Origin of the sequence: Oharaeibacter diazotrophicus (assembly GCF_004362745.1) — a bacterium.
GTDB classification, from domain to species: Bacteria; Pseudomonadota; Alphaproteobacteria; order Rhizobiales; family Pleomorphomonadaceae; genus Oharaeibacter; species Oharaeibacter diazotrophicus.
In genome coordinates this window covers 1,483,892-1,500,818 of record NZ_SNXY01000006.1, presented here as the reverse complement: position 1 = coordinate 1,500,818, position 16,927 = coordinate 1,483,892, and the positions used below count along the sequence as shown (strand labels likewise).

The 16,927-nt window shown below is 73.2% G+C and carries 14 protein-coding genes; 5 read left to right on the top strand and 9 right to left on the bottom strand.

What is annotated here, in order from left to right:
* Window positions 1-180: 180 nt before the first annotated feature.
* The 5 genes from EDD54_RS07050 to radA all read right to left on the bottom strand — a co-directional run bounded on the left by EDD54_RS07050 (window position 181) and on the right by radA (window position 5,879).
* Complete coding sequence (locus EDD54_RS07050; protein WP_207620460.1) at window positions 181-936, bottom strand: N-acetylmuramoyl-L-alanine amidase; 756 nt, start codon at window positions 934-936, stop codon at window positions 181-183.
* Window positions 937-943: 7 nt separating this feature from the next.
* The gene (locus tag EDD54_RS07045; RefSeq protein ID WP_126535365.1) at window positions 944-1,702 is read right to left on the bottom strand and encodes an SDR family NAD(P)-dependent oxidoreductase; all 759 of its coding nucleotides are present in this window, start codon (window positions 1,700-1,702) and stop codon (window positions 944-946) included.
* 129 nt (window positions 1,703-1,831) lie between these two features.
* Window positions 1,832-3,292, bottom strand: coding sequence for an amidophosphoribosyltransferase (purF, locus tag EDD54_RS07040; RefSeq protein WP_126535366.1), 1,461 nt, complete (start codon window positions 3,290-3,292; stop codon window positions 1,832-1,834).
* A 325-nt stretch (window positions 3,293-3,617) separates the two neighbouring features.
* Complete coding sequence (locus EDD54_RS07035; protein ID WP_126535367.1) at window positions 3,618-4,271, bottom strand: CvpA family protein; 654 nt, start codon at window positions 4,269-4,271, stop codon at window positions 3,618-3,620.
* 177 nt (window positions 4,272-4,448) lie between these two features.
* Entirely contained in the window at window positions 4,449-5,879 is a 1,431-nt protein-coding gene (gene radA, locus EDD54_RS07030) for a DNA repair protein RadA (RefSeq protein ID WP_126535368.1), read from the bottom strand.
* 152 nt (window positions 5,880-6,031) lie between these two features.
* On the opposite strand from radA, the gene EDD54_RS07025 reads away from it, so the two are divergent.
* The 5 genes from EDD54_RS07025 (at window position 6,032) to EDD54_RS07005 (ending at window position 12,460) form a co-directional block, all read left to right on the top strand.
* On the top strand, window positions 6,032-6,964 hold the full coding sequence (locus EDD54_RS07025) for a c-type cytochrome (RefSeq protein ID WP_126535369.1): 933 nt from the start codon (window positions 6,032-6,034) through the stop codon (window positions 6,962-6,964).
* An 80-nt stretch (window positions 6,965-7,044) separates the two neighbouring features.
* Complete coding sequence (locus EDD54_RS07020) at window positions 7,045-8,208, top strand: benzoate/H(+) symporter BenE family transporter (protein ID WP_126535370.1); 1,164 nt, start codon at window positions 7,045-7,047, stop codon at window positions 8,206-8,208.
* Window positions 8,209-8,352: 144 nt separating this feature from the next.
* Window positions 8,353-9,291, top strand: a complete 939-nt coding sequence (locus EDD54_RS07015; RefSeq protein WP_126535371.1) for an OmpA family protein — start codon at window positions 8,353-8,355, stop codon at window positions 9,289-9,291.
* On the top strand, window positions 9,288-10,853 hold the full coding sequence (locus EDD54_RS07010; protein WP_126535372.1) for a caspase family protein: 1,566 nt from the start codon (window positions 9,288-9,290) through the stop codon (window positions 10,851-10,853). Before EDD54_RS07015 ends, EDD54_RS07010 begins: the two co-directional genes overlap by 4 nt.
* Window positions 10,850-12,460: a caspase family protein gene (locus EDD54_RS07005; RefSeq protein WP_126535373.1), complete on the top strand. Its 1,611-nt coding sequence runs from the start codon at window positions 10,850-10,852 to the stop codon at window positions 12,458-12,460. The genes EDD54_RS07010 and EDD54_RS07005 overlap by 4 nt, the downstream gene beginning before the upstream one ends.
* 13 nt (window positions 12,461-12,473) lie before the next feature.
* Here the strand turns inward: EDD54_RS07005 and EDD54_RS07000 are convergent, their stop codons facing one another.
* From EDD54_RS07000 to EDD54_RS06990, 4 genes are all read right to left on the bottom strand, one after another.
* Window positions 12,474-14,396, bottom strand: coding sequence for an asparagine synthetase B family protein (locus EDD54_RS07000; RefSeq protein ID WP_126535374.1), 1,923 nt, complete (start codon window positions 14,394-14,396; stop codon window positions 12,474-12,476).
* Window positions 14,397-14,538: 142 nt separating this feature from the next.
* Window positions 14,539-14,700, bottom strand: coding sequence for a hypothetical protein (locus tag EDD54_RS22890; RefSeq protein WP_165644678.1), 162 nt, complete (start codon window positions 14,698-14,700; stop codon window positions 14,539-14,541).
* Window positions 14,701-14,995: 295 nt separating this feature from the next.
* A complete protein-coding gene (locus EDD54_RS06995; RefSeq protein ID WP_207620487.1) occupies window positions 14,996-15,838 on the bottom strand; it encodes a sulfotransferase domain-containing protein in 843 nt (280 codons plus the stop codon).
* 17 nt (window positions 15,839-15,855) lie between these two features.
* Entirely contained in the window at window positions 15,856-16,746 is an 891-nt protein-coding gene (locus tag EDD54_RS06990; RefSeq protein WP_126535376.1) for a phosphoenolpyruvate carboxykinase (ATP), read from the bottom strand.
* Window positions 16,747-16,927 lie beyond the last annotated feature (181 nt).

The window sequence follows — 16,927 nt, the reverse complement described above, 5'->3', positions numbered from 1 at the left end:
GGCCGAAATCGGACGACGATCCGACGAAGAAGAGGAATCCGGTTTACGGGAAGTTAAAATGCATGAATACGCTGAATGGGGGCGGGCATACTAGGGCGAAATGGGGCGAGACGATGGTCGCCGTGCCGCAGGGGCTCGCAGGGCGGCCATGCAGGGGCGAGCACGGGCGACGGCAGCCGGTCAGGCGAGGGCGGGCAGGGCGCGCAAGAGGCGGTGCAGCGTGTCGATCGTCGACATGTCGGCGATGCCGTCGACGCGTTCGGGCCGGAAGTGGCGCTGGAAGGCGCGGACCACGGCGGCGGTGTGGTCGTCGAACACGCCGGTCGCCGGGGCGTCGTAGCCGTAGAGGCCGAGCATGGTCTGCAGCGCCCGCACCGGCTGGCCCTCGTCGCCGCGCTGGAAGAAGCGGCCGCCCTGGATCGGCGTCGGGTCGACGAAGTGGCCGACGCCCTCCTCGGCGAAGCGGGCCCACGGGAAGAATTCGCCCGGGTCCTCCTTGCGGGTCGGCGCCACGTCGGAATGGGCGACGACGTCGCGCGGGGCGATCCTGCGGCGGCCGAGGACGTCGTGGCAGAGGTCGAGCACGGCCTCGATCTGGACGTTCGGGAACGGCCGGTAGCCGAACTCGTGGCCGGGATTGCAGATCTCGACGCCGATCGAGCGCGAATTGACGTCGGTCGTGCCGCGCCAGGACGATCGGCCGGCGTGCCAGGCGCGGCGGGTCTCGTCGACCAGCTGGAACACCCGGCCGTCCTCGCGGACGAGATAGTGGCAGGACACTTCGGAGGCCGGGCTGCACAGCCGGTCGAGCGCCATCTCCTCGGAGACCATGCCGGTGTAGTGCAGCACGATCATGTCGATCGGGCCGCCGCCGGCGCGCTCGCCGTGGTTCGGCGAGGTGCGCGAGCGATCGCAGAGGACGGCGCCCTCGATCATGGCGGCGTCAGGCTCCGGCGTCGGGCGCCGCGGGGAAGCGGTGCGCGATCCAACTGCGGGTCGGGAAGTCGAAGACCTCGCCGGTGCGGGTGGTCTCGGGGGCGAGCGCGGCGACGACGTGGGGGGCGAGGTCCTCGGGCGTCTCCAGCGACATCGGGTCCTCGCCCGGCATCGCCTGGGCGCGCATCCGGGTGCGCAGCGGGCCGGGGTTCAGGAGGTTGGCGGTGATGCCGAAGCTCTGCACCTCGGCGGCCCAGGTGCGCACGATGGCGTCGAGCGCGGCCTTGGAGGCGGAGTAGGGGCCCCAGTAGGCCCGGCACTTCCACGACGCCGCCGAGGTGACGAACAGCGTGCGCGCCGCCGCCGACCGGCGCAGCAGCGGGTCGAACGAGCGGATCAGCCGGTAGTTGGCGGTGACGTTGACGGCGAAGACCTCGTCCCACTTCTTGGGGTCGACGTGGCCGACCGGCGACAGCGGCCCGAGGATGCCGGCGTTGGCGAAGAGGGCGTCGATGCGGCCGTAGCGCTCGAACAGGGCGAGGCCGAGCCGGTCGATCGCGCCCTCGTCGGTGAGGCTCGCCGGCACCAGCGTCGCGCTGCCGCCGACGGCGCGGATCTCGTCGTCGAGCTCCTCGAGGCCGCCCTGGGTGCGCGCCACGGCGACGACGTGGCAGCCGGCGGCGGCGAGCGCCACGGCGGCGGCCTTGCCGATGCCGCGCGAGGCGCCGGTCACCACGACGATGCGTCTGTCTTCGGTCTCGGCCATCTCACCCACTCCTGTCCGGCGGTCCCGGCGGCGCCGCCCTCGGACGCCCGCAATAGCGCCGGGCGGCCGGCGGGTCCACCCTCGGGGTGGCGCGGACCCGGGCGGCGCCGGGTCCGTCGCCGCGGCGCGTCAGGCCAGCAGGGACAGCTGCCGCACGTTGGCCTCGCCGGACTGGTCGGTGAGGACGGTCGGGTAGGCGCCGGTGAAGCAGGCGTCGCAATATTGCGGCAGCTCGTTGTTGCGCTTCGCCTCGCCGACGGCGCGGTAGAGCCCGTCGATGGTGAGGAAGGCGAGGCTGTCGACGCCGATGTAGTTGGACATCTCGGCGATGCTCATGCGCGAGGCGAGCAGCTTGCCCTTCTCGGGGGTGTCGACGCCGTAGAAGCAGCTGTCGGTGGTCGGCGGCGAGGCGATGCGCATGTGCACCTCGGTGGCGCCGGCGTCGCGCATCATCTGCACGATCTTCACCGAGGTGGTGCCGCGCACGATCGAATCGTCGACCAGCACGATCCGCTTGCCCTGGATCACCGAGCGGTTGGCGTTGTGCTTCAGCTTGACGCCCATGTGCCGGATCGAATCCGACGGCTCGATGAAGGTGCGGCCGATGTAGTGGTTGCGGATGATGCCGAGGTCGAAGGGCAGGCCGGCGGCCTCGGCGAACCCGATCGCCGAGGGCGTGCCGCTGTCCGGCACCGGGATGACGATGTCGGCGTCGACGCCGCTCTCGGCCGCGAGCTCCGCGCCGATGCGCTTCCTGACCTGATAGACCGACGTGCCGCCGAAGGCGCTGTCCGGGCGGGCGAAGTAGACGTATTCGAAGATGCAGAAGCGCGACGGCGCCGGCGCGAAGGGCTTCAGGCTCTCGATGCCGCTCTCGGTGACGACGACCATCTCGCCGGGCTCGAGCTCGCGCACGAAGCGGGCGCCGATGATGTCGAGCGCGCAGGTCTCGGAGGCGAACACGATCGCGCCGTCGAGGTCGCCCATGATCAGCGGGCGGATGCCCATCGGGTCGCGGGCGCCGATCAGCTTCTTCTGCGAGATGCAGACCAGCGACCACGCCCCCTCGATGCGCCCGAGCGCCTCGATCAGGCGGTCGACGATCTGGGTCTTCTGCGACGTCGCGACCAGGTGGAGGATGGTCTCGGTGTCGGAGGTCGATTGGAAGATCGAGCCGCGGCGCTGCAGTTCCTTCTGCAGCGTCATGGCGTTGGTCAGGTTGCCGTTGTGGGCGATCGCGAAGCCGCCGCCGGACAGCTCGGCGAACAGCGGCTGGACGTTGCGGATGCCCGAGCCGCCGGTGGTGGAATAGCGGGTGTGGCCGATGGCGCGGTCGCCCGGCAGGCGGGCGATCACCGAGGGCTTGGTGAAGTTGTCGCCGACGAGACCGATGTGGCGTTCGGTGAAGAAGTGCGCGCCGTCGAAGGACGAGATGCCCGCCGCCTCCTGGCCGCGGTGCTGCAGGGCGTGCAGGCCGAGCGCGGTGAGGGCCGCGGCGTTCTGGGCGCCGAACACGCCGAAGACGCCGCACTCCTCGTGCAGCTTGTCGTCGTCCGGGCCGCCGAACGGGTTCGTCGTGAAGTCTTCCATGCTTCGCCGTCCTCTCGCGCCGTCCGCGCCGGGAGCCGTCCCGCGAACGGATCGGCGCCGGACCAAGATGGCCGGCGCCGGGGAAACAGGGTTCTATCGCACCCGGCCGGGCCGGGAAACATGTCCGTTCGATGACGCGGCCCTGCGCCGCGCACATGGCGGAGGGGCCGGACCGTCCCGGTCGAGCGCAAATGGGGCCGGCCGGGGCTCCCCGCCAGGGCATTCTCCGACCAAGTTGCACGGACTTGGTCGGAGAAGGCCCCGGCCTGTCGAATCCGGAGCGATTTCCGATCGACCCGACGATTCCGTCGGGTCGGAAAGCGCTCTAGGGCTTGGTGCCGGTCGACTGGATCAACTGGTCGAGACCCTGCTGTTCGCCCGGCTTGTAGCCGTTGTCGGCGCCGTCGTCGGGGGCACCGGTATCGTCCGGCGCGTCGGCGGCGGGCGCACCCTCGCCGTGTTGCGGGTTCTGGAACTGCTCGAGGATCTGCTTTTCCGGGTCCTCCGGCAGCGCCGCCATCAGCCGGCCACCGATCATGTCGAGCAGCGGCTTCGCCTTGGCGTCGGCGACCCAGGTCGGCTGCTCCTCGGCCTTCGGCACGAACCAGTTGAAGAACAGCATGCCGACGACGACGAGCAGCAGGCCGCGGGCGGCGCCGAACACGAAGCCGAGCGTGCGGTCGAGCGCGCCGATCCGGCTGTCGAGCACGAAATCGGAGATGCGCATGGTGGCGAAACTGACGACCACCAGGGTCAGCAGGAACAGGCCGCCGGCCGAGGCCGCGACCGCGACCTGCTTCTGGGCGATGTGCTCCTGAACGGTCGGCAGCAGGTCGTCGTAGAAGAAGAAGGCGGCGGCCGCCGCGGCGATCCAGGCGGCGATCGACAGCACCTCGCGCACGAAGCCGCGGATCATCGCGAGCAACGCCGAGATCAGCATGATCACCAGCAGGATACCGTCGAGGAGCGTGATCGGCATCGTCGGCCTTTCCGATGGGCCGGCCGCCCCCGCGGACCCGCACCCGTGTCACCCGTTGCGGCCGTCCGGCCGGCGCCCCCCTGGGCGCTCCTCGCGCGATCCGCCCCGACGTGGATCGGGAGCAAATGCGCTCGGTGAGACTTCATTCGCCCGAATCGGCCGACGCGACAAGCCGCCTCACGTGGCCGAGGCCACGCGCCGCGGTCCGCCCGTCTCGACGGACCGGCCCGAGGCGATGCGGGCGACGAGATCGACGAGCTGGTCGACCGGGGCCACCGCAAGCGCGGGAGGCTCGCCTTCGCCGGGTTTGGTCCGCGGGGCGACGGCTCTCGAAAAACCGAGCTTTTCCGCCTCCTTGAGACGGGCCGGGGCATGCGCCACCGGCCTCACCGCCCCCGACAGGGCGACCTCGCCGAAATAGACGCAATCGGCCCCGAGGGCAACCCCGGCCAGGGACGACACCAGGGCGGCGGCGACGGCGAGGTCGGCCGCCGGCTCGGCGATCCTGAGGCCGCCGGCGACGTTGAGATAGACGTCGTGCTGGCCGAAGCGGACGCCGCAGTGCGCCTCCAGCACGGCGAGGATCATCGACAGGCGGTTGCCGTCCCAGCCGACCACCGCGCGACGGGCGGTGCCGAGCGTGGTCGGCGCCACCAGCGCCTGGACCTCGACCAGCACAGGCCGGGTGCCCTCCATGCCGGCGAACACCGCGGCGCCCGGGGCGGCCGTGTCGCGCGCGCCCATGAACAGGGCCGAGGGGTTCGGCACTTCGCGCAGGCCCCGCCCGGTCATCTCGAAGACGCCGATCTCGTCGGTCGGGCCGAAGCGGTTCTTGACGGCGCGCAGGACGCGGAAATGGCGGGCGCCGTCGCCCTCGAAGTAGAGCACGGCGTCGACCATGTGCTCGACCACGCGCGGGCCGGCGATGGTGCCCTCCTTGGTGACGTGGCCGACCAGGACGACGGTGGCGCCGCTCTCCTTGGCATAGCGGATCATCGCCTGGGCGGCCGTGCGCACCTGCGCCACCGTGCCCGGCGCGCTGTCGACCACCTCGGTCCACAGGGTCTGGATCGAATCGACCACGACGAGGTCCGGCGCGCGGCCGTCCGCGAGGGTGGTCAGGATGTCCTCGACGCTGGTCTCGGCGGCGAGCATGACGTCGGTGTCGGCGAGGCCGAGCCGCTCGGCGCGCAGGCGCACCTGCGCCACCGCCTCCTCGCCGGAGACGTAGACGACCCGGGCGCCGCGGCGCGCCAGCGTCGCCGCCGCCTGGATCAGCAGCGTCGACTTGCCGATGCCGGGGTCGCCGCCGACCAGCAGCGCCGAGCCGCGCACGAAGCCGCCGCCGGTGACGCGGTCGAGCTCGACGATGCCGGAGGCGATGCGCGGCGCGCTGTCGATCGCCCCCGACAGGCCCACCAGCGGCACCACCCGACCCTTGCGCATCGGCCGGCCCTTCTGGCCGACCACGCCGCCGCCGAGGCCCGGCGGCGCGCCGGCCTCCTTGACGATCGAGTTCCATTCGCCGCAGGATTCGCACTTGCCCGCCCATTTCGGCGTCGCCGCGCCGCAGGCCTGACAGACGTAGACGGTGGTTCGCTTCGCCATCGATTTCTCCGCACCCGCGGCACCATAGGGCAATGTTCCCGTTTTGTACAGGGTCGGCGAGCGCGGTTCGTGCCGATCGGTCACCGAGGCGTCAGTTGAGCCGTGGCAGGACTGCGCTACGATTCCGGAATCGCGCGTAGGAGGCCGTCCCGATGTTGAAGAAGCTGCTCGCCACCGCCGCCGTGCTCGCCGTCGCGGGCGGGGCGGGGTTCTGGGTGCTGACGATGCCGCGGACGGTGGCGGCCGGCGACCTGCCGCAGCACGTCGCCGACCTCGCCAACGGCGAACGGATGTTCAACGCCGGCGGCTGCGCCGGCTGCCACGCCGCGCCGGGCGCCAAGGGCGAGGAGCGCCTGAAGCTCGGCGGCGGCCTCGTGCTGGCGACGCCCTTCGGCAAGTTCCACGTGCCGAACATCTCGCCCGACGAGGCCACCGGCATCGGCGGCTGGTCGACGGCGGCCTTCGTGGGCGCCATGAAGAACGGCGTCGACGACGAGGGCGAGCACCTCTATCCCGCCTTCCCCTACGCCTCCTACACCCACATGCGGACCGAGGACCTGATCGACCTCGACGGCTACCTGCGCAGCCTGCCGAAGGTGGCGAACGCGGTGCCGGACCACGAGCTCGGCTTCCCGTTCAACGTCCGCCGCGGCCTCGGCCTCTGGAAGCTGCTCTACCTCGACCCCGCCCCGGTGGTGGCGCTGCCGGCCGACGCCTCGGACGCCGTGAAGCGCGGGCAGTATCTGGTCGAGGGGCCCGGCCACTGCGGCGAGTGCCACACCAGCCGCTCGCCGGCCGGCGGTCTCGACCGTTCCAAGTGGCTCGCCGGCGCGCCCAATCCGGAGGGCAAGGGCGTCATCCCCAACATCACCGGCGGCGAGGGCGGCATCGCCGACTGGAGCGAGGACGACATCGTCAACGCGCTCTCGACCGGCTTCAAGCCGGACTACGACAGCTTCGGCGGCTCGATGGTCGAGGTGCAGGAGAACATCTCCAAGCTGCCGCCCGAGGACATCGCGGCGATCGCGGCCTATCTGAAGGCGGTGCCGAAGCTGCCGGCCGCGGCGAAGAAGGACGAGAGTTGAAGCTGCGCCACGAGGGGGTTACGCGGCGGCGGGAGCCGGGCTAGGGTCCGGCCTCCCTCCTCCAGCGGGTGTCGAACAGAGTGCTGCGGTCCTTCTCCGTGCAGGCGACGTCGGCGGGTCTGCTCGCCGCCTTCGTCGGTTTCGCCAGTTCCTTCGCCGTCTGCGTCAACGGTCTCGTGGCGGTCGGCGCCAGCCCGGCCGAGGCGGCGTCGGGCCTGATGGCGCTCGCGGTCGCCATGGGCCTCTCCGGCATCCTGCTCAGCGTCCGCTTCCGGATGCCGATCAGCGTGGCGTGGTCGACGCCGGGCGCGGCGCTGCTCGCCACCGCCGGCGCGGTCGACGGCGGCTTCCCGGCGGCGGTCGGGGCGTTCCTGGTCGTCGGCGCGGCGATCGTGGTCGCCGGCCTCTGGAAGCCGCTCGGGCGCGCCGTCGCCGCGATCCCGGCGCCGCTCGCCAACGCCATGCTCGCCGGCGTGCTGCTCGGGCTCTGCCTGAAGCCGGTGAAGGCTGTGGCGGCCGAGCCGGTGCTCGGCCTCGTGATCGTCGCGGTCTGGGCGCTGGTGGCGCGCTGGAAGCGGGTGCTGGCAGTGCCTGCGGCGGTGATCGTGGCGGTGGTCGCGATCGCGGCGACGACGACGATGCCGGCCGGCGTGGTCGCCGGCCTCGCGCCACATCCGGTGTTCACGGTGCCGACGCTGTCGGTGTCGGCGCTGGTGGGCATCGCGGTGCCGCTGTTCATCGTCACCATGGCCTCGCAGAACATCCCGGGCATGGCGGTGCTGAACGTCAACGGCTACCGGCCCGACCTCGGGCCGCTCCTGCGCGGCACCGGCCTGTTCACGCTGCTGGCCGCGCCCTTCGGCGGCCACGCGGTCAACCTCGCGGCGATCACCGCGGCGCTCTGCGCCGGCCCCGACGCCCACCCGGACCCGTCTCGGCGCTGGTGGGCGGCGGTGGTCTGCGGCGTCGCCTACGTCGTGCTCGGCCTCGTCTCCGGCGCGGCGACGGCCTTCATCGCCGCCTCGCCGCCGGTGCTGATCGAGGCGGTGGCGGGCCTCGCCCTGCTCGGGGCGTTCGGCGCGTCGCTGTCCGCCGCGATGGCGGCGAACGAGGAGCGCGAGGCGGCGGTGGTCACCTTCGTGGTGACGGCCTCGGGCCTGTCCTTCCTCGGCGTCTCCGGCGCCTTCTGGGGACTGCTCGCCGGTGGGGCGATGCTGGGGCTGGCGCGTTTCCGCCGGGGCTGAGGTCGTCCGACGGCCCTGCCGCTTTCCGATCGGGCTGCCGCGATCGCGCGGCGGCCTTGCCGCCTTCCGATCGCGGCGGGCAGACCGTAAGCTCGGTCGGACGGGGTGTGGCGGGACGACCGCCGCCCGTCCGACGAGGCCGCCATGAGACACCGCGCCCGGATCGCGCTCCCGCTGCTGCTGCTCGTCGCCGCGACCCCCGCGGCGGCGCGGCCCTGCGCGGCGATCGACGCCGACGCGCGCGCCGGCATCGCCGACCGCGACCTTCCCGCCCTCTCGCGCCTCGTCGACGAGGCCGCCCGGCCCGATGCCGGCTGCACCGACGCCTGGCGCGCCGCGCTCGGCGACGACGTCGCCAACGCCCACGTCGACGCCTTCTTCGCCGCGGTCGAGGCCGACGGCGACGCCGCCGCCCACCTGGACCTGCTCGAGGCCGGCCGCCGATTCGGCGCGCCGTGGCAGCTGATCCTGACCCTCGCCGAAGTCCGCTACGAGCGCGCCGACTACGACGGTGCCGCCCCGCTCTACGAACAGGCGGTGGCGACGCTGGCGCGACGGGCCGCGACCGGATCCGACGCCGATCTCGCGGCGCTGCCGGACGAGGCGGCCTTCCGCGAGATCCACGCCCGCATGGCGACCGCCGCGCTGCTCGCCTCGACCTACGAGACGCCGGCCGTGACCCGCGGCGATCCGGCCTCGGGCCTCTACGCCGAACGCTATCGCGGCTTCACCGTCGCCGCCGTCCCGGTGCCGGTGCAGTTCGAGTTCGGCACCACCGCCTTCACCGAGAAGGGCCGCCGCGCCGCCGAGCACCTCGCGGCCTATCTCCGCGCGTCGCACCTCGCCGCCGTGACGCTGGTCGGTCACACCGACACGGTCGGCGGCGACGCCGACAACATGGCGCTGTCGCTCGCCCGCGCCGAGGCGGTCCGCGCCTTCGTCGCCGCCGCCGGCTATTCCGGCCGGATCACCGTCGAGGGCCGCGGCGAACGCGAGCCGTTCCGCGGCCCCGACGACGCCCGCTTCGCCGGCGACGCGGCGGCGCGCGACGCCCTCGACCGCCGCGTGGAGCTGATCCGATGAGAGGCCGCATCCTGCTCCTCGCCGCCGCGCTTGCCGCGGCCGCCGCGCCGGCCTCGGCCGCGACCCGGGCGCTGCTGATCGGCGTCGACGCCTACCGCTCGGCGCCGACGCTGGCCGGTGCCGTCAACGACGTCCGCGACGTCGCCGACGTGCTCGCCCGCCGGGGCGTCGAGACACGGACGCTGCTCGACGGCGCGGCGACGCGGGCGGCGGTGATCGCCGCCTTCCGCGACCTCGTGGCGGAGGGCGCGCCCGGCGATCTCCTCTACCTCCATTTCTCTGGTCACGGCATCTCGATCCCCGACCGCGACGGCGACGAGGCCGACGGACGCGACGAATCCTATCTGCTCCAGGGCTTCGACGAGGCCGCGCATCCGGACGAGCAGCTGGTCGACGACGACCTCGACGCCCTGTTCCGGATTGCCGAGGCGAAGGGCCAGCAGGTGCTGTTCGTCGCCGACGCCTGCCATTCCGGCAGCCCGTCGCGCGCCGTCGGCGCCGGGGCGCTGCCGACGCGGCTCTACCGGCCGAAGACCGACCCGACCCGGCCGCCGCCGATCCCGGCCCCGACGCTCCCCGATGGTGCCGCCGCCGGCGTGCTCGCGGTCGGGGCGACGCTCGACGACCAAGTGGTGCCCGAGCTGATGATCGACGGCGCCCCGCGCGGCGCCCTGTCCTACGCCACCGCCCGCGCGCTCGACGGTGCCGCCGATCTCGACGGCGACGGAACGGTTTCCGCCGGCGAGTTCGAGCTCTACGTGCGCCAGACCGTGCGCAACCTCGCCGCCTCCAAGCAGACGCCGCAGTTCGCCTTCTCCGACGCGACGCGGCGGATCGTGGCGGTCGCCAAGGACGGCTCGCGCAAGCCGATGGAGGCCGCGTCCGCGCCCGCCGTCGCGCCGGCCGCGCTGCCGCCGATCGCCGTCCACGTGCTGCCCGGCGCCGAGACCGCGGCGGTGACGGCGATGCTCGCACGAGAGGGCGGCGTCGCGCTGGTCGACGCGCCCGAGCGGGCGGCGCTGCTGCTCGACCCCGACGCCGGCACGGCCCTCAACGCCGTGCGCGACGTCGTCGCCACCGGCGCGCGGCCGCTGCGCGACTTCCCGCTGGTGGTCGAGGCCGCCCGCGCGCTCGACGGCATCGCCCGCCTCGCGCTCGACGGCCCGCTCGCGGTCGAGTTCTCGCCCGACGACCGGGTGCAGCCGCAGGGCACCGAGATCGTGTTCCGCGTCCGCGACCCGGCGCTGCCCTATCTCACCGTGTTCGACCTCACCGCCACCGGCTCGGTGCACATGCTCTGGCCGCTCGGCCCCGCCGACGCCGACCCTTGGCCGACCGACCGCGGGTTCCGGCTCGCCGGCGCGGTGACGCCGCCCTTCGGCGCCGACACGCTGGTCGTGGTGGCGACCGCCGAGAAGCCGGAGACGCTGCGCGCCGCGCTCGCCGGCGCCGGTGCGGGCGTCCGGCCGGCCACCGTGTTCGCGGCGCTGACGCGTGATGTCGCGGGCCGGCCGCACCGCATCGGGATCCAGGCGTTCTTCACCGCGGAGAAGCGATCGTGACCAGCCGGACCGCCTTCGCCGCCACCCTCGCGCTCGCGCTCGCGCTTTCGACCGGCACCGCCGCGGCGTCCGACCGGGCGCTGATCGTTGGCATCGACCTCTATCCGCACGTGCTGGTCAACGGCGCGCCGAACCAGCGCAACCTTTCCGGCGCGGTCAACGACGCCCGGAGGATGCGCGACCTCGCGGTCGACGTGTTCGGTTACGCGCCCGCCGACGTCACCTTCCTGTCGGACCTCGACGCCACCCGGGACGGCATCCTCGGAGCGATCCGCCACGAGCTGGTCGAGCGGACCAAGCCCGGCGACCGGGTGCTGATCTACTACGCCGGCCACGGCGCCCAGGTCGCCGACGACAGTGGCGACGAGGCCGACGACGGGCTCGACGAGGTGCTGGTGCCCTCCGACGCCGCGGCCGAACTCGGCGCCGCCGAGCCGCAGCTCGACGGCGTCATCCTCGACGACGAGATCGAGGTGGCGCTCGCCGGCCTCGCCGGCCGCGACGTCACCGTGATCGTCGACGCCTGCCATTCGGGCACCATCACCCGGACGGCGGCGGCCGAAGCGGCCGGCGCCTATCGGCCGGTGCGCACGCTCACCCCCTTCGGCCCGGCCGTGCTGGCGCCGCGGATGCGCGAGATGGCCGCGGGCGCCAGGGCGGCGCGGGCGAAGCTGCCGGCGGCCGGCGCCCGGGCGATCGCCGGCGGCCCGAAGCTCGCGGTCTGGACGGCCGTCACCTCGGCGCAATACGCGCTCGAGGACATGAGCGTCGGCGGTTCGGCCGGCCTCTTCACCAGCCGCTTCGTCCGCGGCCTTTCCGACCTCGCCGCCGACGCCAACGGCAACGGCGTCGTCACGCCGGCCGAGCTGATCGACTATCTGCGCGTCGAGACCCAGCTCTACTGCGGCCGCTACGACTGCCTCGGCCAGGATCCGCTGCCGATGCTGGAGGCCTTCGACGGCTACGCCGGCCGGTCGCTGGTCCGCCGGATCGGCGGCGAGACCGCGGTGATGGCCGACGCCGGCCCGGGCGCGGCGCCCGCCGGCGCCACGGTGGTCCGCCACACCGGCACCGCCGCCACCGACGCGGCGACCGCCGTGCCGTCCGACCTGATGCCCGCCCGCGGCGCGCCGGTCGCCGTCGCCTTCGAGGGCGGCCGGCCGGGCCGCGTCGGCGAGCCGCTGGCGATCCGCGTGACCTCGCCGCGCGCCGGCCGCCTCGTCGTGCTCGACCGCCGCGACGACGGCTCGGTGGTGCAGCTCTACCCGAACCGGTTCTCGCTCGATTTCGGCGAGGCCGGTCTGGTCGCCGCCGGCGCGACGATCCGGATCCCGGAAGAGGGCGCCGCCTTCGACCTCGTCGCCGACGAGCCGGGCGCGGGCACGCTGACCGCCTTCGTGGTCGACCCCGCCGTCGACGTCACGGCCCTGCTCGCCGCCCACGCCGACCTCGCCCCGATCGCCGACCCGGCCGCCTACGCCGACGCGCTGTCGAGCGCCTCGACCCGGGCGATCGTGTTCAAGCAGATGCCCGGCCCCACCTCCGACCGCCGCATCGAGGGCGCGACGGTCTCGCGCGGCGACCTCGCCTACAGCGTGGAGCGGTGAGGGCGGGCGGCGGTCAGGTGTTGGAGCGGTCGTGCCACGCGAGGAATTCGGCGGTCTCGAGCCCGCGGGTCAGCACGAAGTGATACTCCCCACGGCGGGCTTCGGCGGCGGCTGCATCGGCCGGCCAATCGTTCAGCAGCCGTTCCAGGCGCGCGAGATCGACGACGCGACCGGCGCTGCGCGACGCCTTGAGACGCTCCAGCGCGGCGAGCATCCGAGGGCGCTCGGCGGTCAGGATCGCGAACCAGTCGCCGAGCTGCCGGCCGCTGCGCCGGTCCCGCACGATCTCCTCCGGCCGGTGCCCGGCGAGAATGGACCTGGCGATCGCCCGTCCCCGGCCGTCGCGCACGAAGGCCTCCTGCGGCAGGGCCGCGAAGAACTCGATCACCTCGCGTCCGGCGAGCGGAGCGCGCCATTCGATGCCGGTGAGGGCGCGATAGGCCACGGACCAGTCGCCGATCGTCTCGTCGCCGTGGAACCACAGCCGCGTGGCGTGCGCCGACGGACGCGGCGGTCCGGAGCGGCTCCGGTAGCGTGACAGGTCGAGGCGGTCCAGCAACTTCGTCTCCACCGCGAACGTGGGGTTGAGGGCGGAGAGATGGCTCCACGGCGCGTCCCATCCCTTGCGCCAGGCCCGCATCCGGCGCGGCTCGCAGGGCGCCAGCATCCGACTTTTCACGAGGGCGAGCAGTCCCGGCCGATAGTTCCGGGCACGCCCGGCGAGCAGCCGCAGCAGCGCCCCGATCCGGCCCTGGCGCAAGAGGGCGAGTTCGACGAGGCCGCCGTCGTAGCTGTAGAAGAAATTGCCGCCACCGCCGGTCAGGATCACCCGTCCGCCGCGAGCGGCCATGAAGCGGGCCAGCGGCAGGAACCAGGCGCCGTTGATCCGGTTGTCGGCGACGACGCCGGTTTCCAGGAACCAGCGTCGGCGATCCGCCTCGCCCCAGTCCAGGCCGTCGTCGCCCACCGCGTGCCAGTTCAGCCCGGGTTGGCCGGCGGCGAAGGCGCCGGCGCGCGGGCTCTCGTCGTGATAGTGCGAGGCGTCGTCGGGCGCGGTCGGGCCGCCCGGAACCCGGGTGAGGGCGATCAACCGCTCGGGGGGCAGATGGCGGCGCGCGAAGAGGGTGACCGTCGCGCTGTCCATGCCGCCGGTAAGGCACGTCCCGACCGGTCCCACCGCCCGCACCCCCGACGCCAGGGCACGGTCGATCACCGCCTCGGCGGCGGCCACGGTAGCCTCGTGGCCGGGGAAGCGCAGGCCGCCGGGCTGCGGCATCGTCCACCACCGCCGCTTCGCGGTGTGCTCTGCCGTCACCGTGAACACGTGACCCTGGGGCACGCGTCGGATCGCGGGATAGAGGGTCTGCTCTGGATCGGCGGTGTTGAGGATCAGGCGGTCGGCGACCGCGTTCTCGTCGATGTCGCGCGGAATGTCGGGCAGGGCCAGGAGCGGGCGCATCCGCGTCGCGAAGGCGATCAGCGCCGCGCCGCGGTGGACGAAGAGGCTGCGGTCCCGCAACGGATCGCGCGCCAGGACCAACCGACGCTCTCCGGGTTGCCAGAAGGCGAGGGCGAAATCCCCGTAGAGACGCGACACCCCCGCCTCGCCCCAGCGCTCCAGCGCCCCGAGGACGAGCGCCCCGTCGGGACGCGCCGCCTCTTCGTCGGCGAAGCCGAGAGCGGCCGCGAGCTCGCTCCGGAAGTCGAGCCGAACGTCGGCGACCAGCACGCCGCCCGACGGGCCGGCGAGCGGCAGGCGCTCGCGTTCGTCTTCCGGGGTGAAGACGTGCTGGCGATGCACCAGCGCGAAGGAACCTTCCCGCCACACCCGCGCCGGACCGATGCCGCGCGCTTCCAGCCCCCGGGCCAGCCGGGATACGTCGTGGTCGTCGACGGGTCTGCCGTCCAGCCGCCACAGGCCTGCGAAATCACTCAATGCGAACCGCCGGAGATATCGACGCCGTCGTCCCGGCTCGCCGTCCGGAGCTGCGCCGTCGCGCCGTCGTCCTGCGCCACCACGTATCGCCCCTCGTGCGGCCGACGACAGGTCGTGGTTCGCATCGGGAGCGTGGCATCGTTCAGACCTCGGATCCGCCGAAGGTCGGCTCTCCGGTGCCGTCGGAGCCGGAGAGGCTCGATTGCGCCGTCTCGTCCATGGGCAGGATGCTCAGCTTCGGTTTGCGCCATGGAGAGCGCTCGGTCGACGCGTCCTCGGGAGCAAGATTCCGCTCTTCGGCCATGCTCGGTCACTTTCGCTCGCTCGGGTTGCTCCGCAAGACGGCAGAGATACGACCCGTCCATCCAAAGCCCAAACTGCCATTAGCAAATCCAGCAACAGACCTGAAGCGAATTCGGGTCGTGTCGCGGAGTCGGCCTTGCATCGCCCGACGGGCGGGCAGGGGCGGCCTCGTCGCTGCCTCGTAACGTCCCGACTCGTCGGGACGTTACGTGGCTTCGGTCATTCGGCCGGCGCCCGGTCGGACGTTCCTCTGCCGTGACGCTCCGACCACGGGTCGGAACTTTGCGAGCTCGGCATCAGAGATAGCCCAGCCGGGCCATGACCGCGCCGTGGTCGGCGACGATCCGGGCGGCCTCGGCCTCGGTCAACTCCGTCGTCCAGCCGTCCGCGCGGCCGCGACGGAAGAAGCGCTCGGCGGTCGGAGGGCGTTCGGGGAACTCCGTCGCGTCCTCGATCCGCCGGAGCGCGTCGAAGCGGCATGCGCCGACGGCGGCCGAAACGAGTGCGGGCTCGTCCGGCAGGCCGAGGAAGCCCGCGAGGCGGCCCGTCACCGCGAGCGGATCGGCGAGGAGGTCCTCGTAGCGCACCACGAGGCGTGGCGCCGGGAATTCGTCGAGCCAGGACAGGACGTGTTCCGACCAGCTCCCGACCCGCTCGGGGACGGTCGGTTTACGAGGGGAGGGCATCGCGTGCCGACCCGGATCGGGCCGGCCCATGCGGGCGACGATCGTGGCGGCCGTCGTGCCGGAGTGGGCCGCCCACGACGACGCCACGGCGCGGGGATCGCGCACGACGTAGACCGCGCCGGCGGTCACGTCCGGCGGGAAGTCCGCGGGGTCGTAGCGGTCGTGGACCTTGACGTGGCGCACCGCCGGAGCCGCCCGTCGGGCCCACGACCCGCCACCGACGAGTGCGCGGTAGGCGGACAGGCGCAGCGCCGACAGTTCCGTCGGGCCGAGATCGGCCGTCGGGACGTCCGTCACCGCCTCGAGCCAGTGCGGGTCCGCCGCCGCGGGACAGCGGTGGTGCAGGCCTTCCAGGTCGGGTGGAAGCCCGCCGCGGCCGAGACTGTCGATCAGACAGCGCATCCAGGTGTTGCCGGACTTAGGGTGGGAAGCGATCCAGAACAGTCCGGCCACGGTCCGGCGCGCCTCCGTCATGCCGCGAGGGCGGCGGCTTCGACGAGGCGAACCGTCTCGTCGAGATGGGCGAAATCGACCGATCGGACCAGCCGGTACATCGGTGCGGCCCGGGCGACGCCCGCGGCCGCGGCGAACATCTCCGCCCGGCGACCGAGCGCGCGGCCGACGCCGGCACGCGCCACGTGGCTCGACACGAGCGGCACGGCGGCGGCGGGCGTCACCCGTTCGAGCGCGGGCGCCACCCCGGTCTTCAGGAGGAACACGGCGCCGAGCGGTCGCGGCGTGGTGTCGAAATCGTGGTCCGGTTCGAAGTCGAACTTCTCCAGCGCGTCGCGCGAGCGGGCGAGGCCGGCCGCCGAAACGCCCATGCCGTCGAGCGAATCGCGCCAGAGTCTCAGCCGGGCGAAGGCGGGTAGGACCTGCGGACGACCAGGGGCGAGCACGGTCAGGTCGTCCGAGAGCAGGGTGTGGCCGCGCCGGAGCAGGGCGAAGGCCAGGGTGGACTTTCCCGCGCCGCTCGCCCCGAGGAGCGTCACCGTGCGCCCCGCGACGGCGAGCGAGGCGGCGTGCAGCGGGACGACGCCGCGCTGATGACAGAGGATGGCCATGCCGAGCCCGAGCAGGAAGAGACGCCAGGCGGGCGCCTTCTCGGTGCCGACGACGTCGACGGTGATCCGGCGCCCGTTCTCGATCAGCAGGCGCACCGTGCCGGGCAGGCACATGCGTACCGCCCCGTCCGCCTCGATCTTCAGCCAGGGATCGCGCTCGCTCGCCGGCGCGACACGGCCGGGCTCGATCGCGACGTCGACCGGGGCGTTGGGCGATCCGCTCCAGACCGGCAGTTCGGGGAGCGGCAGCGCGCTCCGGATGCGCCAGCCGCAGAAAGCCCGATCCTCGAAAGACATTCAGACCCGCCTTCGTCCGACACCGACGATCCCCGATCGGTCGGAGACGTTATGTCATCGTCCGGCGAAACGACAAGGCGTTCCGCCCGCGCCGGTCGAGCGCCCGTCCGTCGGCCCGGCCGGACCGGTCCGCCCCAGCGCGCGGGGCTCCGGAGCCCGGCCCCGTCCCAGCTTCCCCCGT

What these genes read in the sequence shown, in the direction of transcription:
- EDD54_RS07050 (WP_207620460.1), bottom strand. Translation starts at nt 936, where the DNA reads ATGATCGAGGGCGCCGTCCTCTGCGATCGCTCGCGCACCTCGCCGAAC.
- EDD54_RS06990 (WP_126535376.1), bottom strand. Translation starts at nt 16,746, where the DNA reads ATGTCTTTCGAGGATCGGGCTTTCTGCGGCTGGCGCATCCGGAGCGCG.
- radA (WP_126535368.1), bottom strand. Translation starts at nt 5,879, where the DNA reads ATGGCGAAGCGAACCACCGTCTACGTCTGTCAGGCCTGCGGCGCGGCG.
- EDD54_RS07025 (WP_126535369.1), top strand. Translation starts at nt 6,032, where the DNA reads ATGTTGAAGAAGCTGCTCGCCACCGCCGCCGTGCTCGCCGTCGCGGGC.
- EDD54_RS07045 (WP_126535365.1), bottom strand. Translation starts at nt 1,702, where the DNA reads ATGGCCGAGACCGAAGACAGACGCATCGTCGTGGTGACCGGCGCCTCG.
- EDD54_RS22890 (WP_165644678.1), bottom strand. Translation starts at nt 14,700, where the DNA reads ATGGCCGAAGAGCGGAATCTTGCTCCCGAGGACGCGTCGACCGAGCGC.
- purF (WP_126535366.1), bottom strand. Translation starts at nt 3,292, where the DNA reads ATGGAAGACTTCACGACGAACCCGTTCGGCGGCCCGGACGACGACAAG.
- EDD54_RS07010 (WP_126535372.1), top strand. Translation starts at nt 9,288, where the DNA reads ATGAGAGGCCGCATCCTGCTCCTCGCCGCCGCGCTTGCCGCGGCCGCC.
- EDD54_RS07015 (WP_126535371.1), top strand. Translation starts at nt 8,353, where the DNA reads ATGAGACACCGCGCCCGGATCGCGCTCCCGCTGCTGCTGCTCGTCGCC.
- EDD54_RS07035 (WP_126535367.1), bottom strand. Translation starts at nt 4,271, where the DNA reads ATGCCGATCACGCTCCTCGACGGTATCCTGCTGGTGATCATGCTGATC.